This window comes from Nocardia sp. NPDC023733 (genome assembly GCF_040639775.1).
In the GTDB taxonomy this organism is placed as follows: Bacteria; Actinomycetota; Actinomycetes; order Mycobacteriales; family Mycobacteriaceae; genus Nocardia; species Nocardia rosealba.
In genome coordinates, this window is sequence record NZ_JBFAAN010000005.1 from 75,060 (window position 1) to 97,336 (window position 22,277).

Genomic DNA, 22,277 nt, shown 5'->3' on the forward strand with positions numbered 1-22,277 from the left:
TGTCGGTGTGTCCGCGGTAGCCGTGGATGGCGGAGGGGCCGGCGCCGGAGGCGGCGCCGCCGGTGAAGGAGCGTGGGTCGAAGTCCCATTGGCCGGTGAAGGCGCCGGTGGCGAGGTAGGCGGCGGTCGCGCCGGCGAGGCCTGCGCCTGCGCCGGTGGTGGCGCCGTTGCGGGCCCCTGTCCAGCCGCCGTTGGTGGTGGGGAGTTTGCGGCCGAGGCCGAAGCCGGTGGCGCCGCCGACGCCGCCGGCGATGGCGGAGATGCCGGCGTTGAGGCCGACCGCTTTCCAGTCGTAGCCGTTGATGTGGCCGGTTGTGTTCTGGATGTGTTGGACGGTGAGTTCTTGGCTGGTGCCTTGTCCGAGTTCGACGAGGGATTCTTGGACGGTTTCGTAGACGAGTTTGACCGCTATGCGTTCGAGGACTTCTTCGGTGACGTTGGTGGTGATGGTGTGGGCGATGGCTCTGGCGAGGCGGTTGCCCATCCAGGTGAAGAGTTTTCGGGCTTGGGCGATGACGATGGCGTGGGCTAGTGGTGCGCCGGGTCCGGCGGCGGCGGCCCAGGCGAGTTCTGTGAGGAGCCAGGCGCCGGCGATGTAGAAGTTGAGTTTGGCGGCTTGGAGTTGGTCGCCGCCGGAGTCGGCGGCGGCAGCGAGTTTGGTCCAGTGGTCGGCGAGGTGAGCGAGGGATCCGTTTTTGTCGGGGCCTTGGCCGTCGATGAGGGGTTGGATCCATTCGAGGATGGATTCCCCGCCGCGGCCTCGGGGGTAGGCGGCGTTGACGGTGCCGACAACGGCTTCGAGTTCGGGAACGAGGGCCTTGGCGTCGTCGGCGGCGGTTTGGAGGTCTTTGCCCATTTGCCACATGAGGTCTTCGTTGCCGTGTGGCCAGTCGGCTCCGACGAGCCATTCCACGGGTTCGAGCCAGGACGGGAATCCGAGTGCCACAGCGGGTTACCGGTACTCGATGCGGGCAACACACCGATCGACCGGTCTGTCCCACCCGGGATACAGGTCGGCAACAGCCTTTGACATCCGAGCCCCCCACGGCTGATGTAGCGAATGTTCACGTTGCCGACGCCAACACGTCGTCACCGCCCCCACAATTGCCTTTCGGCTGGCTGCGCCGCAGCTTCAAAAATCCTCTGCCACAACTGATTCAGCCTCAGTAGAGGGTTTTACAACGCCATGTCTTTCGGCCGAAACATACGATAATGAGAGGTGAACACTACGGAACGAGATCCTGTGCGGCCCAGTGTTCGGGGCTCGGGTCGAGTTCACCGGCCCATTCCCATGCACCGAATTCAGGTAGCGCACACCAGTACTGGGTGACATCCACCGAATCGATTCTTTCGCTGACGACTCCACGCCCATGTGGCTCCACGACGACGGCCCGAGCCAAGCCGTCGAGCCTGACCTCGAAAGTCGCGAGCAGCGTGTACTCCGGTGTTTCCCGTGGTGACGGACCGGCATAGATCAGCCGTTGCTGGGCTTGATGCAGAAAGCGATCCTCGACCCACCGGAAAGTGTGGATCGCACGGAAGCGCTTGGCATCGTCGAAGAAGTGAACGGCGAAGGCGTTGTCGTTGCGGCAGACGGCGATGAGAACCCGCGGATCGTCTTGCGGTCCGAGGATCACACAGTATTGCAGGCCCTCGGCATCACGTCGGCGCGCCTGACCGGCGGAGATCACGGCTCGCGGTGTCGCTCGGACCGGGTCCCAGGCGAGGCTGTAGTGCACTTGTGGTCGGTCGGCGGCGCGCGGCCAGGTGAGCGGATTCAGATCGCGTAGCGGTTCCCAGTCGCCGAACTGGGGGGCGGTCAGCCAAAGCCGTTCCATCCTGGTGATTTCCGCTACCGATTCTTCCCGCGTCGACCGGCCGGCTTCCACGGTGACCCGCGTTGCGGTGCCGCCCGGTTCGAAGCTGTATTGCTCGGCGCGCACACCGCCGAGCCCGTCGCCGTCGTATCGATACAGGGTCAGCTGCGCCAAGAACAGCTTGGTCGGACTCTTACGCTCGAACTCGAACGACAGTCGTGGTCGCCCCTGCTCGTCGACCTTCGTGACTCGCAGTTCTTCGGCTGCCCGATACATATCGATGATGGTGTCGGGGGAGTGGGCTTCGCCGAACACCACGCTGTAAGGCGCACCGGCACGATCGCGTTCGCGGGCCTCGGCTTCGCTGAGGTGGCCGCGCGGGCCTGGCTGCTCGGACTCCCGATCCCAGCTGCGGTAGTAGCCGACCAAGGCACGCGCGAGGATGCGTCGTCCGAGTTGTGCCGTGATCGCCGCGAGCGGTTCGACGTCATCGGATTGCCGCGCGGCGCCGGCGCCCTTCAATCGAGTGGCGAGCTCGCCGAGTGCTTTGCCCACATAGGGGGCGAGGTTGTCCGGCACAAGGATCGGATCGGGATCGGTGTCCGCCCCGCGCAACAACATGGCGATATCGGCTGCTTCGGCGGTGAGCTCGACCGGACCGGCAGTCGCATTGCCGGACTGCCGGCGAAGGTGTCGAGCGGGGTCGCGAACGGGGGGTGTCGGGGTGCGCGCGGGCCGGTCTTGCGCGAGCAGATAAAGGTTGATGGTCGCGTCGCGCCATACCGGGTCGCTGGGAACTCGCCAGCCGTCGCGGCCGTCGGCAACGATGTCGAGCCAGTGGATCGCCGCGTCCCGCAATCGCCCGAGCTTGGTCCGGGAATTCGACGTCGTCGCGGCGATGGCCGACCGCCTTGTACTCGATAAATCTCGCAGGCGGGCAGCCATTTCCGTGTACTCGCCACTCGATTCGGCCAGGTCACCGCTAGGACCGAAGGCCGCGCCGGGGCCGATCCGGGTGGCGAGTTCGTCGAGCAGATCGGCGGCGATCACGACCTCCGCGTGGGAAAGCTCCACAGCGCGCCACTGCTGGTGGACTACCTCGGCCGGCTGATTCTCCGGTTCGGCAATCGAATCCTCGGGTGTGCCCATGATCGCCGAATGCAGCTGCCGCGCCACCTGGGCAAAGTGATCGTCTCGAGCGGTCTTGTCGTCGAGTAGGCGGCTCAGATCGAGCGCTGCCGCGCGGATCCGCTCGTACTCGCCGAAAGTCTCGCCCTTCGAGGAATCCACGGTGGGGATCAGGAGCTCGGCGGGCATGAGATGGTCGACCGGGTCGATGACGTCGGGTGCGGTGCCATCCGACTGCAAGCGGTCGCTCGCGGTTATCCACATCCGTGTCGGACCCGGGTAGAAGAACGGACGGCCGTAACGGGTTTGCGCCAACAGCTCTGCCGCGAGGTCGTCGGCGAGGATGCCGAGATCGGAACGTACGCCGAGCAGCCCGTACGAGATACCCGGTAGCAACCGCGAGGCCAATTCGCGCAGCAGTAATCCGGTGACGATGGCGGTCTCGGCACCGATGGTGACCAATGGTGGCTCGGGCGACGAGACGGCTTCCGCTGCCAGCAGTTCGCGCAGCGCGTTGGCCTCGTCGAAAATCGGGCGCCCGTCGACCGACCGAAGGAAAAGGCCGGGGTCGTCCGGTCCTACGACGGCCGGTGCAGGCCCACCGTGGGTTGCCCGTGCCAAAGCCGCCATCGCGGCTTGACCCGCGCCGGATCCGAGTACGTCCGACAACGGCGGCGGATTTGCAGGTTGCCCGGCATGGGCGATTCCCACTACATCGAGGACACGGATGACGGCATTACGCAGGTCGGGTCGATACACGGACATGGCATGGGTGAGCCATTCGGCACGCTCGACCGGATCGAACTCGCGCGCAAGCGGGCGGCGGACCGGAGTCGACTCGGTCAGGGTGGCGGCGAGCTTTCGGGTCCGCTCGCCCAGGGCGAGACCGTTGGTGCCGACCCCGAACGCCGCACCCGGCCGCAGGCGGGCGGCGAGCTCGCGCAACAGGTCGGCGACCAGCACCACCTGCAGGCCGGTCATTGTCACCTCGCCTGCTGCGCCATCGGCGAAACGAGACAGGAGATCGCTGTCGAGTCCGAGCGGGGAGCCCCCGTGCGCCGTGCTCAACAGATGGAGCTCCGGGTCGGGTACGCCGTCGACGCGAGGTTTGGCGAACATCACCTTGCCACGGAATTTCTGGGCAAGAGCGGTTACCGCCCCGTCGAGCAGATCCTGATTCGAATCAGGTGCGGACGCGGTATCGACGAGTGCGGTCGCCGCCCGCAGAATTCCTGGCGTGGCCAACTCGTCGTCGTGCATGACCAATGCCTCATCCCCCGCTCGAACCTCGGGTCACGCCTGCACATCGACCCCCGATTGTCGTGAATGCTACCCCCGCGGCCGTGCTGGTGAATATCTCAGCCGTACCGATCTCCGCAGGTAGACCCTGTGTGAATATTTGCCGAATACGTTGTCGTCCAAGAGATATCGCACCATCGAAGACCATCTAATCGAGGGTCGTGGTGGTCGACAGTCGCCGCTGCGCATCGGCGACGACGGGCCGGGTTCCCGATCGGATCGCCCAGGCGCTGGTTCGGCGTTGGAACAGGGCACATGACGGTCCACTTGTCGTCTGCGCGATGCGTGCGAGGCGGAAACCTGCACGCCGGTAGTAGTCGTGCAGGCCCAGGTTGGTTGTCCATGCGTCCAGGCGGACCCAGTCCCGGCGGTCCAGTTCGGCGAGTTCGGCCGCGTGCGCGAGCATGTGGTGGCCGACGCGGCGTCCGGCGAAGTTCAGGTCCACGATCATGAAATGCACGATCATCGACTCGGCCAGCTCCCAGGGCGACCACAGGCCGGGATCGGAACGCTGATTCACCGTGATCGTGCCCGCGGGTCGGTCTTCGACCTCGGCGATCCAGGTCTGGCCGGCGTCCAAGGCGCGCCCGACGGCGTCGGCGAAGATCTCGATCGGGCGGCCACGGCCCGCGACGGTCCATTGGTCCGAACCGCGCGCGGTGAGCCAGGCAGTGCGTTGCACGCGCAGGCGGCAGATCAGCGACAGGTCGCCCAGGGTGGCCCGGCGCATCCGTACCGTCATGGCAACGGCACGGCAGGCCCGGGTGCGATGCCGAGGGTTCGGGCGATGACGTCGGTGCCCGCCGCGTCGCCGAATTGGTAGGCCAGCCGGTTGCGTCCGGCCAGGGAACGGTGGCGGGTGGCGCGGGTGACCCGCTCGTGATTGGCGCCGATGCGAAGATGGTCGAGCAGGATGGTGCCGGTGGCGACGCCGAGCACGGCGGCCTCCTCCGCCGTGGCCGCGCGGGCGAGCACGGTGTCGCGATGCGCGGTCTCGCCGTGGCCACGGTCGGCGAGCCGGCGCGTAGTCCCCTCGGGGATGTCGTGCGGGGAGTCGATACCCGCCGACTCGGCCAGATCGCGCGGGTAGAAGCTCACCTCCCACGACCACGGCTCGTTGTCCAGATACTGCACCACGGTGCGGGCGAGCACCCACGAGTCGACCGGCACGCCGAGCCAGAGCGCCACCTGTTCGTCGGCCGGCTCCATCCTGGTGCTGAATTCCTTGGCGGGTTCCCGGTTCGCCGCGCGCGCGATCTCCTCGAAGATGTCGTGCGCCGAGCGCGGACGATCACGCCGGATGTGGTCGGTGACCACGGATTCGAGCACTTCCTGGTTTCGAACGATGGTTCCGCGGGAAGTCGCTGTATAGACCAGGTTTTCGGCGACGAGAACCTGGATGGCGTTGCGCGCGGTGGTGATCGAGACCTGCATCTGCTCGGCCAGCTCGGAATGACTGGGCAGCCGGTCGCCCGGTTTCCAGGTACCCGCGCGGATCTCCTCGCGGAGGAGGTTCGCGATCCGCAGATAGGTCGGACCGTCCGCCATCATGCTCCTCGGTAGGTCGTGCAGGTAACGAAGTGTACTCGTCTGGGTTACCTACGGCCGAGTAATGCTTGACAGTGAGCTTGCGAGGTTTATTGTAATGAACGTCCTGATCCGGTGCTGTGCGGCGACGACGGCGAGGCAACGTGGCTGGTGCGGAGAGTTCTACGGTTGTAATGGCTTTCCCCGACACATTGCGATGTGTCGATTCCGCAGGTTCTCAGGCTGATACCGGTTTACTGCCCTTTTCCGACCTACTGGTCCGGGCATGTCGCGGGCACCGGGTGGTCGGTGGGCCGCTGCTGTGGTTCGCACGCGACCTCGCGGTGCTGCACGAGAAGCGGGTCGTCGGCCGCGGCGGCCGCGTCGAGACCGACGCCGTGGTGTTGCGTGAGATCGATTGCCGACGAAGCGAATTGGTCCTCGCCATCGACGACTGGGTGTTGCGCGGCGTGCCGCAACATCGACTGGGCGCCACGCTGCACACCGAAACCATCGGCGCGGTCATCGACCGGTTGGCGGAGTCCTCGGTGCGGGCTCACCACGCGCTGATGACGCTGGACGCCAACGACGAGCTGCTGCACAGCGCCTGGCACCACCTGGCCGAATTGGCCGACGCCTACGACGATCTGGTGCGCGATGTGCTCGCCGGGCGGCGTCGGCTGCCCGAATGGTGACCGCTCAGCGGTAGCGGTTGTGTTCGGCGCCGAACTCGTCGGCGACCGTCGCGGCCAGCTCCACATACGCGCGCTTGGTGGACTTGTGCAGGCGGTGCAGGTCGATCTCGGCGCCCTCGGACAGGTGCTCGTCGAACGGGATGATGTGCACGGCACGGCAGCGCGACAGGAAGTACTCCCGCAACTGCTGTACACCGACATTCGGTGAACCCTCACGTGGCAGGTTGATCACGACCACCGCATTGCGCACGAGGTGGTCGTGCCCGTGCAGCGACAGCCAGTCGAGCGTCGCGGCGGCGCTGCGGGCACCGTCGATGGCCGCCGACGAGATCAGCACCAGCGAATGCGCCAGGTCGAGCACGCCGTTCATCGCCGAGTGCATCAGGCCGGTGCCGCAGTCGGTGAGGATGATGTTGTAGAACCGCTGCAGAATGCGGGCGACGGCCCGGTACTCCTCGTCGTTGAACGACTCCGAGGCGGCCGGATCGCGTTCGCTGGCAAGCACTTCCAGCCTGCTCGAACTCTGCGAGGTGTGCCTGCGCACATCCGAGTACCGTTCGATCGCCGGATCGAGCAGCAGGTCGCGCACGGTCGAGCGGGTCTGGATGGCCACGCGCTGGGACAGGGTGCCGAAGTCCGGGTTGGCGTCGACCGCGATCACCCGGTCACCACGGATCGACGCGAAGATCGACCCGAGACCGGTGGTGGTCGTCGTCTTGCCGACACCACCCTTGAGCGAGAGCACCGCGATCCGGTAATCACCACGCACCGGCTGCCGGATACGGGCGACCAGTTCCTGCAGGCGCCGCTCCTCGGCCGACATTCCCGGGTTGATCGCACCACCGGAAACATGGTGCACGGCCTTACGCCATCCGCTGCCCGGTGCCTTCTTGACTCGCTTGACCGGCACATTGTCCAGTGACGGAGGTTGGTAGCCGGGGTTACCCCAGCCCGGCTGACCGTAGGCGGGCTGCTGGTACTGCGGCGCGACGTGCTGCGGGGCAACGTTGTTCGGGGCTTGGTACGGCTGCGCCGGTCCGCCGTGCGGGGCGCCGTCCGGCGCGTGGAAGGGCTGAACCGGGGCACCGTTGGGCGCTTGGGACCAGGTGCCGTCCGGGGCCTGGAACTGCTGGGGCGCGGCCGCCTGGTACGGCTGGACCGGTGCGCCATCGGGTGCGTGGAGCGGCCCCGGGTACGGCTGCGCCTGGGAGCCGTCGGGCGCCTGGTACGGCTGAACCGGCGCGGCAGTGCCCTGTGAATACTGCTGGGTCTGAGCAGCATTCGGGCCCGCCTGCGCGGCGTTTCCGTGGGGATAGGTGCCGTCCGGCTGCACTCGCATGCCGTCAGGGCGGTACTGGGGGAGCCCATCGCTCTGGTTGGGATGGGCAACGCCCGTGTCGGGTGTCTGCGGGTAGCCGCCGTGCATGGGGTGCTGTGCTGGATAGGCGGTCGCACCACCGCTCTGCGCGGTCGGGGCGGGGATCGCCTGCTGCGCGACGTCGGGCTGTGCGGGCGCGGCGTCGGGCGTCAGTTGATGCCGTGGAGGTGTTCCCTCGGGGCGGGAAGGCGGCCCGGGCTGTGCGAATTCGCCTGAGCGGTAAGCAGTTTCAGACGGGCCGCCCTGCGCGACGCCGGCGCTGGGCAACCCACCCTGCAGCCGAGGGTCGTCGGCCCGGAACATCTCGGTCTGCGCATCAGGTGCGTGCACGGAAGCGCCGTGCGACAGATCTCCGGGAATCGAATCGTATTGCGACGCAGAGAAAGCCGGCCCCTGCGGAACCTCGCCGGACGCATAGGGCGAAACAGGCGCAACTGAAGCCGCGACGTCACCAGCGCTGTACGGCGACCCCTGCGCGACCTCACCTTGTTCGGCCTGGGCTTGGTCGACGCCGCCCTCGTTCCGTGTCGACGAAGGGTTGGCCGAATAGCCGGCGTCGGCCGACTCGGCTGCGACGGAAGCCGCCGATGCGCCAGTGGTCGATCCGGATGCCGGTGCACTCCATGTGTTGTGAGAGGACGCGTCCGGCCCGGAAACGCTGGGCTGCGGCGCTTCCGGTTGTGCGTTCTGGATCGCCGGATCCGGCTGGCCGCTGGTGGGCGGCGCAGGTTCGCCTATCGGGCGCGAAGGCGTCGAGAGCGCCTCGAGCGGAGTGGCCGATGACAACGGGTCGACACCCGACGAAACCGCTTCGCCGACCGACGCCTGCGGCTGCGCGGGGGAAGACGACGAGACCGGCACGGCGGGCGGTGCGAGCGAGTCCGCGGGTGAAGGCGACGACGTCGGAACAGCGGGCGGTGCCGGCGGGTCCGCGGGTGAAGGCGACGACATCGGAACGGCTGGCGGCGCCGAGGAGTCCGCGGGTGAAGACGACGACATCGGAACGGCTGGCGGCGCCAACGGGTCCGAGGGGGACGGCGGGGCGGGCGCGAGCAAGCGCGGCGGCGCCTGGGTCGGGCGCGCCGGGGGATCGGGCAGCGGGGGAGGCGGCGGGAGGTCGGGCAGCGGGGGAGGCGGCGGGAGGTCGGGCAGGCTGCGCTGGTTCGAGGGCCCGAGCGGGGTGAAGCCCTCGGACGGGGGAGCGGGGGTCCGCGTCGGGAGGGCCGCCGCGGCCTGCTCGGCAGGTGCCGGGGGCAGTGAAGGGCCCGAATGAGCTGGCGGAACGGCCGTATTCGGGACCGAGTGCGACGGCGAACTGGTGTGCGCCGGCGCGGCCGGGAACCGGGCCGGTGTAGAGGGCTGCCCGGTGTTCCACGGGGAGAACGCATCCGGCCCGGTCTGCGGCGGCATGAGCCGGTCAGGTGCGCCCTGTTCCTGGGGTCGAGCGGCGCCGGCCGAGGACCGCGAACCGGCGGCATGCTGGGCGGAGTCGCCCGCCGCGCCGGAGTCGAGCCTCGGTGGAGCGAGTGGGTCGGGGCCTTGCTCCCACGCGCCTGCCTGGGCTTGCTGGGCGGAGTCGCCCGAGGCCGACCGCGGTGGCGGAGCGAGTGGGTTCGGGGCGCCCTGAGCCTGCGGCCAAGGCGCGCCGGTCGAGGCCGGTGGCCAGGAGGAGTCGGCGCCCTGAGTCGGTGCGGGCGCGCTCGATGTCGACGGATTCGGACCGGGCATCAGCGGGCTCGCGGTCGACGGCGCATGCGGATCGTGGAAAGCAGGGCCTTGGCCCGCGGTGCCGGTGACCTGGCTCGGCGGTGCGGGCTGCTCGGACTCGCGCTCCTTGCGGCGGCGGCCGCCCTTCTTCTCTTTGCGCGCGCTGTCGTCACCGCGCAGGAAACGGCGACGCTTGGGTGCCTCGTCGATCGGTTCGTCCTGTGGCAGGTTCTCGACCGGTGCCTCGTACCCGACCTGGGTGACTTCGCTCTCCGACAGCCATGGCGGCAACATGGGGAGGCTGTCGTTGTTGCGGCTCACCGGTGCGCTCCGCTCACCAGGGTCCCCCGATCTGATCGACCCACTACTTGCGACGCCGGTGAGTTTACGCGACAACCCGATCGGCGTGGCGGGCGCCTCATGCCTGCCCGCGTGCCCACCGTCGACGCCTCCATTGTGCGACGTGCGCCACGTTCAGGGTGTACCGTCGGGGTCTTTTTGCCTCAGCGCACACGGCCCGGTAAGCTTGAGCGGCGGTGCACCTAGGCGCCGACTGTTCGCGTGCAAACCCGGGAAGTTCGTCGGGCCTGTGGGTGAGCAGCTACGAGGTAACCACTCAAGGTTGAGCATAACCGGGATCGCGGAGGATATGGCGAAGAAAGACGGGGCCATCGAGGTCGAGGGTCGAGTTGTCGAGCCGCTGCCCAATGCGATGTTCCGGATCGAGCTCGAGAACGGTCACAAGGTTCTCGCGCACATCAGCGGAAAGATGCGGCAGCACTACATTCGCATCCTTCCGGAAGACCGCGTGGTCGTCGAGCTCTCGCCGTACGACCTGTCCCGCGGCCGGATCGTCTACCGCTACAAGTGATGCCTGCCTGACGCCGCGAGCCTGAGACACGCGGCGTCACACGGTGTTCCGGTCCAGGCCGGAACGCGACAAGAGACTTCCCCAGTCGTCGGCTGGGGAAAAACTGTGTTCACAGACCCTTGTGAACCCACGAAAAGATTGGACGGACGTGAAGGTTCAGCCGAGCGTCAAGAAGATCTGCGAGAAGTGCAAGGTGATCCGCCGTCACGGTCGGGTCATGGTGATCTGCGACAACCTGCGCCACAAGCAGCGTCAGGGCTGATCCAGCCTCACCGCCGGGCACCGATCGTCTGATCGGACTGACCGAAAAGAAGAACTCCCAGCTCCAGCGCGTACGCACGTGTGCGCGCCAACCACCGGTACGGAGGCCGGTGCCCCCATTTGCGAAGACGGGGGGACGGACAGGGAGCAGACCTCCGCAACCATTAAGGAACCTGCCACATGGCACGTCTGATGGGCGTTGATCTCCCGCGCGAAAAGCGCATGGAGATCGCGCTGACCTACATTTTCGGAATCGGGCGCACCCGCGCCACCGAGATCCTGGCTCAGACCGGCGTCAGCCCGGACCTGCGCTCGAAGGATCTCAGCGACGACGACCTGAGCAAGCTGCGCGACTACATCGAAGCGTCGGAGTTCAAGGTCGAAGGTGACCTGCGCCGCGAGGTCCAGGCCGATATTCGCCGCAAGATCGAGATCGGCTGCTACCAGGGCATCCGCCACCGTCGTGGCCTGCCTGTGCGTGGTCAGCGCACCAAGACCAACGCGCGTACGCGCAAGGGTCCGAAGAAGACCGTCGCCGGCAAGAAGAAGTAGGGATAGCGTATGCCTCCGAAGAGCCGGGCCGCTGGCCCGAAGAAGACTCAGAAGTCGCGTCGCCGGGATAAGAAGAACATCCCGCACGGCCACGCGCACATCAAGAGCACGTTCAACAACACCATCGTCTCGATCACCGACCCCGAGGGCAATGTCATCTCGTGGGCGTCGTCGGGCCACGTCGGTTTCAAGGGTTCGCGTAAGAGCACCCCGTTCGCCGCGCAGCTCGCTGCCGAGAACGCTGCCCGCAAGGCGCAGGAGAACGGCGTCAAGAAGGTCGACGTGTTCGTGAAGGGCCCGGGTTCGGGCCGCGAGACCGCGATCCGTTCGCTTCAGGCCGCTGGCCTCGAGGTCGGCTCGATCTCCGATGTCACTCCTCAGCCGCACAACGGCTGCCGGCCGCCCAAGCGCCGTCGCGTCTAGCGGGAAAGGAAACAGCTAAAAAATGGCTCGTTATACAGGCCCCATCACCCGCAAGTCGCGTCGTCTGCGCGTCGACCTCGTCGGAGGCGACCAGGCGTTCGAGCGTCGTCCTTACCCGCCCGGCCAGCACGGCCGCGCGCGGATCAAGGAATCCGAGTACCTGATGCAGCTGCAGGAGAAGCAGAAGGCTCGCTTCTCCTACGGCGTCATGGAAAAGCAGTTCCGTCGCTACTACGAAGAGGCCAACCGCCTCAAGGGCAAGACCGGCGACAACCTGCTGCGTCTGCTCGAGTCGCGTCTGGACAACGTCGTGTACCGCGCCGGTCTGGCTCGTACCCGTCGTCAGGCCCGTCAGCTCGTCAGCCACGGCCACTTCCTGGTCAACGGCGTCAAGGTCGACGTGCCCAGCTACCAGGTCTCCCAGTACGACATCATCGATGTCAAGGAGAAGTCGCTGCCGACCCTGCCGTTCCAGGTGGCGCGTGAGACCGTCGGCGACCGTCAGGTCCCGGGCTGGCTGCAGGTCGTCCCCGGCCGCCTGCGCATCCTGGTGCACCAGCTCCCCGAGCGTGCCCAGATCGATGTGCCGCTGCAGGAACAGCTCATCGTCGAGTACTACTCGAAGTAAGCGCTTTTGGTGGGGGCCGTTCCTACGACGGCCCCCGCAATCACTGATTAGGCGTCAAATAGCGGACGCCCTGAACAGGAAGTAGATCCTCATGCTGATTTCCCAGCGTCCGACACTGACCGAAGAGGTTGTGGCGGAGAACCGCTCGAAGTTCACCATCGAACCCCTCGAGCCGGGCTTCGGTTACACCCTCGGCAACTCGCTGCGTCGTACCCTGCTGTCCTCCATCCCGGGGGCCGCGGTCACGAGCATCCGCATCGACGGTGTCCTGCACGAGTTCACCACCGTCCCCGGTGTGAAGGAAGACGTCACCGACATCATCCTGAACCTCAAGGGTCTGGTCGTGTCCTCCGAAGAGGACGAGCCGGTCACCATGTACGTGCGTAAGCAGGGCCCGGGCACCGTCACCGCCGGTGACATCGTCCCGCCGGCCGGCGTCGTCGTGCACAACCCGGACATGCACATCGCCACCCTGAACGACAAGGGCAAGCTCGAGATCGAGCTCGTCGTCGAGCGGGGCCGCGGTTACGTGCCCGCCGTGCAGAACAAGGCGACCGGCGCGGAAATCGGCCGGATCCCCGTGGATTCGATCTACTCCCCGGTGCTCAAGGTGACCTACAAGGTCGAGGCCACCCGTGTCGAGCAGCGCACCGACTTCGACCGTCTCATCCTCGACGTGGAGACCAAGAACTCCATCACGGCCCGGGACGCGCTGGCTTCGGCCGGTAAGACCCTGGTCGAGCTCTTCGGCCTGGCCCGTGAGCTCAACGTCGAAGCCGAGGGCATCGAGATCGGCCCCAGCCCGGCCGAGGCGGACCACATCGCCTCGTTCGGTCTGCCGATCGAGGACCTGGACCTCACCGTCCGGTCCTACAACTGCCTCAAGCGCGAGGGTGTGCACACGGTGGGCGAGCTCGTCGCCCGTACCGAGTCGGACCTGCTCGATATCCGCAACTTCGGCCAGAAGTCCATCGACGAGGTGAAGGTCAAGCTGCACGCGCTCGGCCTCTCGCTGAAGGACTCGCCCGCTTCGTTCGACCCGTCCTCCGTGGTGGGTTACGACGCGAGCACCGGCACCTGGAGCGATTCCGGCACCTTCAGTGACACCGACGGCGGCGAGCAGGACTACGCCGAGACCGAACAGCTCTAGGCCATCGGGGGGCACCCCGGCTGCGCCTTTCACAAGGAGAATCCAATGCCCAAGCCCAAGAAGGGTGCCCGCTTCGGCGGGTCGGCGTCGCACCAGAAGGCGATCTTCGCCAACCTGGCCACGGCGCTTTTCGAGCACGGTCGGATCACGACCACCGAGTCGAAGGCCAAGGCGGTCCGCCCCTACGCCGAGAAGCTCATCACCCGCGCGAAGGCCGGCACCCTTGCCGACCGTCGCGAGGTCATGAAGGTCATCCGCAACAAGGACATCGTGCACGCGCTGTTCGCGGAGATCGGCCCCTCGTTCGAGGGTCGCGAGGGTGGCTACACCCGCATCACCAAGGCGCTGCCGCGCAAGGGTGACAACGCGCCGATGGCCATCATCGAGCTGGTCCGCGAGAAGACCGTCACCAACGAGGCCGACCGCGCCCGTCGCGTCGCCGCTTCGCAGAAGACCGAGGCGCCCGCCGCCGAGGCTGCCGAAGCCAAGGCCGACGAGGTCGTCGAGGCTCCGGCCGCCGACGAGGCCGCTGAGGACAAGAAGGACGCCTGATTCTCAGGAGTTCGACCGAGCCCGTCACCCCTTCGTGGGTGGCGGGCTCGTTCTTTTGCCAGTGTTGGTGAGGCAGGGAGGTTCGATGGACGAGATCGGGCAGGATCGGTCGCGCGTGCGGCTCGGAATCAGTTACGACGGCACCGATTTCATCGGCTGGGCGCGTCAGCCCGGGTTGCGCACCGTGCAGGGCGTGCTGGAGGAATCGCTGTCGAAGGTGTTTCGTGAGCCGATCGTGCTCACCGTCGCCGGGCGGACCGACGCGGGTGTGCACGCCGAGGGGCAGGTGGCGCATTTCGACACCTCCGGCGAATTCGATGCCGGCAAGCTGATGTACCGGATGGCCCGTTTCCTGCCCAAGGACGTCCGCATCACCGATATCCGGACAGCACCACCGGAATTCGACGCGCGGTTCTCCGCTATGCGTCGCCACTACGCCTACCGCCTCACCACCGCCCCCTACGGTGCCGAGCCGTTGCGCGCGCGCAGCGTGGTCGCGTGCAAGCCGGGTGTGGATCTGGAAGCCATGCGCGCCGCCTCCGGAAAGTTATTGGGACTGCACGACTTCGCCGCCTTCTGCCGTCGCCGCGAGGGCGCGACCACCGTGCGCGAACTGCAGCGTTTCGACTGGGAGCGTGAGGGCGACCTGCTCACCGCGTACGTGAGCGCTGATGCGTTCTGCTGGTCGATGGTTCGCAGCTTGGTCGGCGCGGTGCTCGCTGTCGGTGAGGGACGACGGACACCGGAGTGGGTCGGGTCGCTGCTGTCGGAAACGGAACGCTCCAGCTCCGTGACCGTCGCTCCCGCGCACGGCCTGAGCCTGATCGCCGTCGACTATCCCGCCGACGCCGACCTGGCCGCACGCAACGCCCAGACCCGCGAGACCCGGACCGTCCCCGCCGCCGAGGGCTGCTGCGGCGACTGACTGCCAAAGAGGTTTGCACAGCGAGGTTTTCGCAGGTCATTCGCTACGTGATCCACAGATCCGGTGACTGAGCCGGGCTATTCTCGGGTGGAGCCGTAGAGGCGGATATGCGTGTGCCGGAGGCAACCCATGGTGAACGGACCGACGACAATCGAATTCTCGACGCCGGAATCGCGCGGCGAGGAAGTCGACCGGTGGGCCGCGCTGATGGAGCAAACGTACTTCCCGCTCGCCTTCGGCCCCATCCGCGACGCACCCGTTTACGGCAAGGTGACCAGCGGTGCGCTGCCCGGCGCGGCCGACTTCTCCCTCACCGTGCTGGCCGGCCATAACCATCAGTACCTCCGGACGAAGACGCATGTGGCTCGGGCTGCCGAGGAGTACGTGCTGGTCAGCATCCAGGTGGCCGGTGAAGCCCGCCTCACCCAAAGCGGCCGTTCCGTGTTGCTCGAACCCGGGCAGATGACGATCCTCGACGGCTCGCTGCCCTCGCTGTGGGACGAAGCCGTGGCCTTCGAGCAGGTGCTGGTCCAGATTCCGGTAGGGACGCTGCGGGAGCGGCCGGGACTGAGCGCAGTGCCCATCCCCGCCGCCGTCGCGATCGAACCGGACAGCCCGGCAGGCGTTGTCGCCACCCACCCCGCCCGCTCCTGCGCCGCGATCGCCTTCGAATCCGGTTTCGCCTCCGAACGCCACTTCTATCGGGTATTCGCCCGGGAAACCGGTATGACACCGGGCGAATACCGCCTCGCCTGTGGCCCGGCTCGCCATTGAACAGAGACGGCGCCGGATTTCCGGTGTCCAGGGCCTTGCCGACAGGGAATTCATCGTCGTTACCAGACACTCGGAGGCTGACGGATGTCCATCGAACCGATCACGTTCGAGTACTCCTCGGCGACGCCGCGCGGTGGTGCGCGCGAGGAATGGGAAGCGTTGCTGTCACAGAACTATGCGCCCGTCGCCTGCGATGCCCATCCCGAACTGCCCTTCTACGGGCGGGTGACGGCAAGCTCGCTGTCCGGCCACCACGACTTCACCTTGGCGACCATGGCGGGCAGCTACCAGACGTTCCGGCATTCCCGGACCCACGTCGCCCGTTCCGAGGCATATCTGCTGGTGAGCATCCATATCAAAGGCGACCTGGTGATGAACCAAGGTGGCCGTTCCGCGCAGATCACCGCGGGCGACATGGTCTTCTTCGACACCTCAGCGCCCTACCACTGGACCAACGGCTCGGATCACTGGACCGGCGGGTCGGGGTTCGAGCAGGTCGTCGTGCAGGTGCCGATGGACCTGCTGCGCGCCCAACCCGGCCTCCGGCAACTGGCGATGCCCACCGCGGTCACCGTGCCCGGCGCCGGCGCGGCAGGCGTGGTGGCGCGCTTCTTCCGCGACCTGGCCGCCATCCAGCGCAAGGACCCGGCACACGCCGCCGTACTCGGGGACAACGCACTCGGCTTGATCGCGTCCGCTGTACTGCTCACAGCGGGTGAGCGCCCGGTCGACACCCCCGCCGACACATTGCGCCGCGAACACGTCATGACCTTCCTGCGCGACAACTACACCGACCCCGACCTCACCGCCGACGACATCGCCGCCGCCTGCCACATCTCCCGCCGCACCCTCTTCCGCCTCTTCGCCGGACCAGGCGAAAGCCTGAACACCACGCTGCGCACACTCCGCCTACGTCACGCCACCCGCCTGCTCACGAACAACCACCACCTCCCCACCGCCGCAGTAGCATTCGCCTCGGGCTTCTCCTCCGAACGCCACTTCTACCGCGTCTTCCACCACGAAACCGGAACAACACCAGGTGAATACCGCCACTTCTGCAACTCCTGACATGAGGGCCTACGAGCCGGTCGCCTTCCAGTTCGCGGCACCGAAACCACGCAGCCCCGAATTCGAGGAGTGGCGGGCGCGATGGGCCCGCACGTCGTTTCCGCTGAATCTCGAGCCGCTACGTGATGCACCCGCCTTCGGTCGGCTGAGCACCAGCCCGCTACCGGGTGCCAACGACTTCTGGCTGTCGAGCTTCGTGGGGAGCAATCAGCAGTTCCGGCGGACGAGGACGCACGCTGCCCTTGACACCGACGAGTATTCGGTGGCCGTCGTCCAGCTTTCCGGTCGAACTTCTCTGACCCAGGGTGATCGTTCGGTGACCCTGCGGCCAGGCCAGATGACCTTCATCGACAGCGTCGCTCCGTCGCTGTGGATCGACAGTTCACCACGCGCCACGCTGTTCGAGCAGGTACTGGTGCGCGTGCGGACCGACTTGCTGCGCAGCCGATCGGGTCTGCGGACCGTCCCGACGGTCACTCCCTTCGGCAGTGACACTGCCGTCGGCGTAGTCGCGAACTACTTCGGAAACCTCGCCCGGGTGCGTGAACGTGCTCCTGGACAGGTCGAAATTCTGGGGCGCAGTGCGCTCGAACTGCTGAGTTCCGCGGTGCTGCTCGCTGCGGGGTCCACCGGGGCAGCGGAGTCCGGCGACGCCTTGCGCCGCGAACAGGTCATGGCCTACCTGCGAAAGAACTTCGCGGAACCCACATTGAGTGTGGACGAGGTCGCGGGGGCTTGTCATATGTCGCGGCGGACGTTGTTCCGGGTATTCGACGGCGACGGGGAGAGTTTCGGCACAGCGTTGCGACAGCTGCGGGTACGACAGGCACAGAAGTTGTTGGTGAGCAACAGCGCCCGGCCGATCGCCGGGGTGGCATTCGAGGTGGGGTTCGCTTCGGAACGGCAGTTCTATCGCGCGTTTCAGGAGGTTGTCGGGATGTCGCCGGGGCATTTCCGGCGATCGCATCGGCAACTCGGGAACTGGCGGGCGCGGGGGCATACGCGCTGGTAGGCTCTGGCCGGTTACGAGTCGAGCGGTCCGTCTGGACTACCATTGCGCCGCAGTCGATTTCAGGGAGTTATTGTGAATCCGCAGGACACGAATCAGGGTGCCATCCGCAACTCGCCGTTGTCCGCGGCGGTGCCCGAGCACCGGATTCCGCTCTACGACGAGGCGTTCGCGGCCGATCCGCACGGTGCCTACCGCCGGATGCGTGACCAGTACGAATCGCTGGTGCCCGTCGAGCTGTGGCCGGGCGTGCCCGCCACGCTGGTCATCAAATTCAGTACCGCGGTGCGGATTCTCAACGACCCCGCGAACTTCTCCGCCGATCCGCGGGCGTGGCAGGCGACCGTGCCACGCGATATCCCGATCATGCCGATGATCGAGTACCGGCCGAACGCGCTGCGTACCACCGGCAAAGGGCACACCCGCTACCGCGACGCCGTGAATGACGCGCTCGCCGGGATGGACCTCAATGTCATGCGCACCAGCGTTGAGCGATCGGCCATCCCGATCATCAACTCGTTCTGCACGGACGGGCACGCGGATGTGCTGCACCAGTACATCTTCCCGATGGTGTTCTCGGTGCTGTGCGAATTCCTCGGCTGCCCGCCCGAGATCGGCGCGGAGGTGGCCAGGGCCAATGCCGCGATGTTCGACGGCGTGGACACCGACAAGGTGAACACCATCATGACCAACGCCCTGCTCGACCTCACCGCACTGAAGCGGTCGCAGCCGGGCGACGACATCACCACCCGCCTCGTCCAGCATCCGGCGCGGCTGACCGACGACGAGATGGTGCATCAGCTGGTGCTGCTGTTCGCCGCAGGCGTCGAGCCGCCGATGAACCTCATCGCCAACACTCTGCTGCTGATGCTGACCGATCCCCGCTTCACCGGCGAAGGCAACTCGATGCCGTTGTCGACCAAGATGGCGATCGACGAGCGCCTCGCCACCGACCCGCCGATGGCGAACTACTGCATCACCTACCCGCGCCAGTCCGTGCCGATCGACGGTGTACTGCTGCCCGCTCAGCAGCCGGTCATCATCAGCATGGCCGCCTGCAATACCGATCCGACGATCAACACCGGCGATTTCCTCGGCAACGGCTGGAATCTGGCGTTCAGTGCGGGCGAACACGCCTGCCCCGCGCATGCGCGCCCGTATGGCGTACTCCTGGCGCAGGACGTCATCGACCAGCTCTTCGATGTCCTGCCGGAGCTGAAGCTCGGAGTGGCCCAGGACGACCTCGTGTGGCGTCCCGGGCCCTTCCACCGAGCGTTGTCAGCGTTGCCGGTCGTGTTCCCACGAACGGCGCCGCTGTCGCTGTAACCGCATATCAGCCGTTGATGCGGCTCTCCCACGCGCCGGGTAGATCATCGAACAGCACCGGCGCGCCGAGGATCTCGTCGTCGAAGCCGAAGGAATCGAGCAGGGCCGGAACGTTGTCGGCGAGAGTGTCGATGGCTTCCCGGAGCTGCTGCTTGACGCCTTCGACAGCGGCAACGTCCAGGTAACCGCGGGTGAGGTACCACGCGGCATTCTGATCAAGGTAGTGCAGCGCGAAAACGTCACGCACGGCGGCGATTTCGGGCAGGTGCTCGTACCGGTGGAGCAGCTGCAACGCTTCCTCCGCGCTGTAGGCCTCGGCGAGTTCGAGCGCTTCCGGAATGACGGCGAGCCGATCCGCGAGTTCTCCCGATTCCAGATGCCGCTGAGCTTCCTGCACGATCGTGAGGGTGCGCGCGGTGAACAGGCCGAGGCGGTCGGTGGTGACGGCGGGATCGTGCAGACCGGTCTGCGGCGGTACCTTGCCCGCGAGGTGCCTGGCCAGGACGCGACCGGCGACCGAGCCGAGCACATGGCAGTCGCCTTCGCCGGTGATGGCCGCGTGGCAGACGCCGATGTAGTCGGCGACCCGGTTGGCGCTGAACATGCCCTGCGCACCCATCTTGATGCGACAGTGGGTCACCGTGTCCAGGGCGTGCAGCTGGATGAAGTGCTTGGCCAGCATCACCGAGACGACGGTGTCGCGATCGGTGAGGTCGCTGTTGGCGAGTGAGGTCTTGACCGCGTTGCCGAAGATGGTGCGCGCGACCGTGCCGGCCAGATCGGTGAGCAGGGTGTTGCGCACGTGCGGGATGTCGGCCATCACCGTCGTGGCGGTCGGCGTCAACGGCACCCCGCGCTTGGCGGCGTAGCGCAGCGCGATGTAGAGCGAGGCTCGCGCGGTGGCGTTCAGGCAGGACGCGAGGGCCAGGCGCCCGACCGTCAGCTGGCTGATCGCGGAGGCGAACGAGCGGCGCTGGCTGTCCTCGTCGTTCCAGGTCAGGACACCGTTGTCGTCGATGGTCGCCAGGTTTCCACCCAGCCAGGCGCTGCGGTCGACGCGGAGATTGTCGAAGCTGATGACCGAGTTGTCCATGATGACCAGCGGCTGCCGGTCGAGCTGGGTGATCGTGACACCGGGTGCGGCCGTGCCGTCGGCCACCCGCAGACGCGCGGTGAACAGGTGCACGCCCTGATCGACACCCGCTGAGTCGATGAAGCGGGCACCGACGACGCACACGCGCGAGACCGGGATACCGACGCTCGGCATGAACTTGCGGGCCCTCGGGTTCGGGGTGTTGATGACGAACCCGCCGTCTTCCCAGGTCGCGGTGGTCTGCATGAAGCCGATGTTGGAGCCGCAACCGTACTCGGTGAGCAGCATGACGCCGATCGCGGTGGCGTCGTCGAGGTCGTGCAGGTACGGCGCCGCCGAGTCGGAGTCGGTGAGCGTGGACAGCGAGCCCGAGGCCAGGTTGAAGTGGCCCGAGATCAACGGGATGAGGTCGGTCGCCAGCACCGCGGACCAGTCGAACAAGGCGAACAGCTGGGGGAGGTTGGTCGCGACATCGCTTGCCTTGCCGAGTTCCTTGACCAAGTCGCGCAGCTGGGCGTAAGCGTTCTCGCGCCGCTGCGCTTGACCCTGGTGCACGGTGATGGCGTAGTCCGGGTCGATCAGCAGTTGCTGCAACCGTTCCTGAAAATCTCGCTCACCGTGGCGGAGAAGTTCCGAAAGAGGGGTGTCTGCCGTGTTGCTTTGCGCCGTCATCATCGATCCTGCTCTCGCGTGGGCGCCACGACGAACAGGTTCACGGCGCCCCTGAATACCGAAAATGCATTGTTGCACAGCGGATTACGCCAATTCTGTGAATCGTCACTTCACAGCGGTCGGTGCAGGCAGACGCGGTCTTTCAGGATCGGACGAGTCGCGCGATGGCGTCGGTGGCTTCCTTGATCTTCGCCTCGGCCTCGGGTCCGCCCGCGACGGCGGCGTCGACGACGCAGTGGCTGATGTGGTCTTCGAGCAGCCCCATCGCGACCGCCTGCAGGGCCTTGGTCATGGCCGAGACCTGGGTGAGGATGTCGATGCAGTACTTCTCCTCCTCGACCATGCGCTGCAGGCCGCGGGCCTGGCCCTCGATGCGGCGCAGGCGCTTGAGGTAGTCGTCCTTGGCGGTGATGTAGCCGTGGCCCTGGTGGCCGGCGTGCTCGTCGGCGGGCGCGGTGTCGGGGGTGGGTGTGGTCACCGTGGTCTCCTCTTGCGTCGTGCCCGCCGGGGTGCGAGCTGATACCCCCCTAGGGTACAGTTTTGCGCCGGACTTGTCAGATATGGTCCCGGTGCTCCTCGCTACCAGGCCGGACGGGAGAATCAGCGGTATGAGTTCGCATCCCCGGCCCGCCCTCGCCGTCATCGGCGGCAGCGGTTTCTATGACTTCTTCGACAACGACGCGGTGCACGTCGACGTCGACACACCGTACGGCACGCCGAGCGCCCCGGTCGCGATCGGCGAGGTGGAAGGCCGCCACGTCGCCTTCCTCCCGCGCCACGGCAAGCAGCACGAATACGCCCCGCACACCCTGCCCTACCAGGCCAACATGTGGGCGCTGCGCTCGCTCGGCGTGCGCCGGGTGTTCGCACCGTGCGCGGTCGGCAGCCTGCGCGCCGACTGGGGGCCGGGGACCGTCGCGGTACCGGATCAGCTCGTCGACCGCACCTCGGGCCGTCCGCAGACCTACTTCGACGGCGGCGGTATCCACGTCTCCTTCGCCGACCCCTACTGCGACGACCTGCGCGGCGCGGCGGTGAAGGCGGCCGGTGCAGGCCAGTTGCGCGTCGAACCCTCGGGCACGATGGTCGTGGTGCAGGGTCCGCGCTTCTCGACAAGGGCCGAGAGCCGCTGGTTCGCCGGGCAGGGCTGGGACCTGGTGAATATGACCGGCCACCCCGAGGCCGTCCTGGCTCGGGAACTCGAAATGTGCTACGCCGCAGTCGCTCTGGTCACCGATCTGGACGCGGGCCTGGAGGAGGGGCAGGGCGTGCATGCGGTCGACGTGTTCGCGGAGTTCAAGAAGAACCTCGGCCCGTTCAAGGAGCTCATGCGCAGCGCCGTGGCGGCCGTCGACGGCACCGACACCTGCGAGCGCTGCCAGGTGCACGCCGGGGTGTCACTGCCCTTCGAACTGCCCTGAG

General features: G+C 66.9%; 22 protein-coding genes. 16 read left to right on the top strand and 6 right to left on the bottom strand.

What is annotated here, in order from left to right:
• Positions 1 to 88: 88 nt before the first annotated feature.
• Both AB0F86_RS20600 and AB0F86_RS20605 read left to right on the top strand, forming a co-directional pair.
• On the top strand, positions 89 to 532 hold the full coding sequence (locus AB0F86_RS20600; protein WP_356984976.1) for a hypothetical protein: 444 nt from the start codon (positions 89 to 91) through the stop codon (positions 530 to 532).
• An 84-nt stretch (positions 533 to 616) separates the two neighbouring features.
• Complete coding sequence (locus AB0F86_RS20605) at positions 617 to 1,030, top strand: hypothetical protein (protein ID WP_356984975.1); 414 nt, start codon at positions 617 to 619, stop codon at positions 1,028 to 1,030.
• 196 nt (positions 1,031 to 1,226) lie between these two features.
• Here AB0F86_RS20605 and AB0F86_RS20610 read toward each other — a convergent pair whose 3' ends face one another.
• From AB0F86_RS20610 to AB0F86_RS20620, 3 genes are all read right to left on the bottom strand, one after another.
• Positions 1,227 to 4,205: a hypothetical protein gene (locus tag AB0F86_RS20610; RefSeq protein ID WP_356984974.1), complete on the bottom strand. Its 2,979-nt coding sequence runs from the start codon at positions 4,203 to 4,205 to the stop codon at positions 1,227 to 1,229.
• A 187-nt stretch (positions 4,206 to 4,392) separates the two neighbouring features.
• Complete coding sequence (locus AB0F86_RS20615) at positions 4,393 to 4,986, bottom strand: GNAT family N-acetyltransferase (RefSeq protein ID WP_181701399.1); 594 nt, start codon at positions 4,984 to 4,986, stop codon at positions 4,393 to 4,395.
• Positions 4,983 to 5,792: a GntR family transcriptional regulator gene (locus tag AB0F86_RS20620; RefSeq protein WP_225281939.1), complete on the bottom strand. Its 810-nt coding sequence runs from the start codon at positions 5,790 to 5,792 to the stop codon at positions 4,983 to 4,985. The genes AB0F86_RS20615 and AB0F86_RS20620 overlap by 4 nt, the downstream gene beginning before the upstream one ends.
• A gap of 281 nt (positions 5,793 to 6,073) precedes the next feature.
• Here AB0F86_RS20620 and AB0F86_RS20625 point away from each other — a divergent pair, with 281 nt between their 5' ends.
• On the top strand, positions 6,074 to 6,466 hold the full coding sequence (locus AB0F86_RS20625; protein ID WP_084457280.1) for a DUF4254 domain-containing protein: 393 nt from the start codon (positions 6,074 to 6,076) through the stop codon (positions 6,464 to 6,466).
• A 4-nt stretch (positions 6,467 to 6,470) separates the two neighbouring features.
• Here AB0F86_RS20625 and AB0F86_RS20630 read toward each other — a convergent pair whose 3' ends face one another.
• On the bottom strand, positions 6,471 to 8,174 hold the full coding sequence (locus AB0F86_RS20630; RefSeq protein ID WP_356984973.1) for an AAA family ATPase: 1,704 nt from the start codon (positions 8,172 to 8,174) through the stop codon (positions 6,471 to 6,473).
• Positions 8,175 to 10,200: 2,026 nt separating this feature from the next.
• On the opposite strand from AB0F86_RS20630, the gene infA reads away from it, so the two are divergent.
• From infA to AB0F86_RS20690, 12 genes are all read left to right on the top strand, one after another.
• Positions 10,201 to 10,422, top strand: coding sequence for a translation initiation factor IF-1 (infA, locus tag AB0F86_RS20635; RefSeq protein ID WP_003418601.1), 222 nt, complete (start codon positions 10,201 to 10,203; stop codon positions 10,420 to 10,422).
• Between the two features lie 148 nt (positions 10,423 to 10,570).
• Complete coding sequence (gene rpmJ / locus AB0F86_RS20640) at positions 10,571 to 10,684, top strand: 50S ribosomal protein L36 (RefSeq protein ID WP_011207363.1); 114 nt, start codon at positions 10,571 to 10,573, stop codon at positions 10,682 to 10,684.
• Between the two features lie 179 nt (positions 10,685 to 10,863).
• On the top strand, positions 10,864 to 11,235 hold the full coding sequence (rpsM, locus tag AB0F86_RS20645; protein WP_067491000.1) for a 30S ribosomal protein S13: 372 nt from the start codon (positions 10,864 to 10,866) through the stop codon (positions 11,233 to 11,235).
• 9 nt (positions 11,236 to 11,244) lie between these two features.
• Positions 11,245 to 11,658 carry a 30S ribosomal protein S11 gene (gene rpsK / locus AB0F86_RS20650; RefSeq protein WP_019045110.1) on the top strand — a complete coding sequence of 138 codons (414 nt, stop codon included), beginning with the start codon at positions 11,245 to 11,247 and terminating at the stop codon, positions 11,656 to 11,658.
• A gap of 22 nt (positions 11,659 to 11,680) precedes the next feature.
• Positions 11,681 to 12,286 (top strand): 30S ribosomal protein S4, encoded by a 606-nt coding sequence (gene rpsD, locus AB0F86_RS20655; RefSeq protein ID WP_181700707.1) that lies wholly within the window; start codon positions 11,681 to 11,683, stop codon positions 12,284 to 12,286.
• Between the two features lie 91 nt (positions 12,287 to 12,377).
• On the top strand, positions 12,378 to 13,436 hold the full coding sequence (locus AB0F86_RS20660; RefSeq protein WP_022567324.1) for a DNA-directed RNA polymerase subunit alpha: 1,059 nt from the start codon (positions 12,378 to 12,380) through the stop codon (positions 13,434 to 13,436).
• A 45-nt stretch (positions 13,437 to 13,481) separates the two neighbouring features.
• On the top strand, positions 13,482 to 13,988 hold the full coding sequence (gene rplQ, locus AB0F86_RS20665; protein ID WP_181700705.1) for a 50S ribosomal protein L17: 507 nt from the start codon (positions 13,482 to 13,484) through the stop codon (positions 13,986 to 13,988).
• Positions 13,989 to 14,073: 85 nt separating this feature from the next.
• On the top strand, positions 14,074 to 14,913 hold the full coding sequence (gene truA, locus AB0F86_RS20670) for a tRNA pseudouridine(38-40) synthase TruA (protein ID WP_356984972.1): 840 nt from the start codon (positions 14,074 to 14,076) through the stop codon (positions 14,911 to 14,913).
• Between the two features lie 129 nt (positions 14,914 to 15,042).
• Positions 15,043 to 15,687: an AraC family transcriptional regulator gene (locus AB0F86_RS20675; protein WP_356984971.1), complete on the top strand. Its 645-nt coding sequence runs from the start codon at positions 15,043 to 15,045 to the stop codon at positions 15,685 to 15,687.
• Between the two features lie 84 nt (positions 15,688 to 15,771).
• A complete protein-coding gene (locus AB0F86_RS20680; protein WP_356984970.1) occupies positions 15,772 to 16,755 on the top strand; it encodes an AraC family transcriptional regulator in 984 nt (327 codons plus the stop codon).
• A gap of 1 nt (position 16,756) precedes the next feature.
• Positions 16,757 to 17,767, top strand: a complete 1,011-nt coding sequence (locus AB0F86_RS20685) for a helix-turn-helix domain-containing protein (protein WP_356984969.1) — start codon at positions 16,757 to 16,759, stop codon at positions 17,765 to 17,767.
• A gap of 72 nt (positions 17,768 to 17,839) precedes the next feature.
• Entirely contained in the window at positions 17,840 to 19,090 is a 1,251-nt protein-coding gene (locus AB0F86_RS20690) for a cytochrome P450 (protein ID WP_225281946.1), read from the top strand.
• A gap of 7 nt (positions 19,091 to 19,097) precedes the next feature.
• Here the strand turns inward: AB0F86_RS20690 and AB0F86_RS20695 are convergent, their stop codons facing one another.
• Complete coding sequence (locus AB0F86_RS20695) at positions 19,098 to 20,777, bottom strand: acyl-CoA dehydrogenase (RefSeq protein ID WP_225281947.1); 1,680 nt, start codon at positions 20,775 to 20,777, stop codon at positions 19,098 to 19,100.
• Positions 20,778 to 20,997: 220 nt separating this feature from the next.
• Positions 20,998 to 21,333, bottom strand: a complete 336-nt coding sequence (locus AB0F86_RS20700; protein ID WP_356984968.1) for a metal-sensitive transcriptional regulator — start codon at positions 21,331 to 21,333, stop codon at positions 20,998 to 21,000.
• 130 nt (positions 21,334 to 21,463) lie between these two features.
• Here AB0F86_RS20700 and AB0F86_RS20705 point away from each other — a divergent pair, with 130 nt between their 5' ends.
• A complete protein-coding gene (locus tag AB0F86_RS20705) occupies positions 21,464 to 22,276 on the top strand; it encodes an S-methyl-5'-thioadenosine phosphorylase (protein ID WP_181700696.1) in 813 nt (270 codons plus the stop codon).
• Position 22,277: the final 1 nt, after the last annotated feature.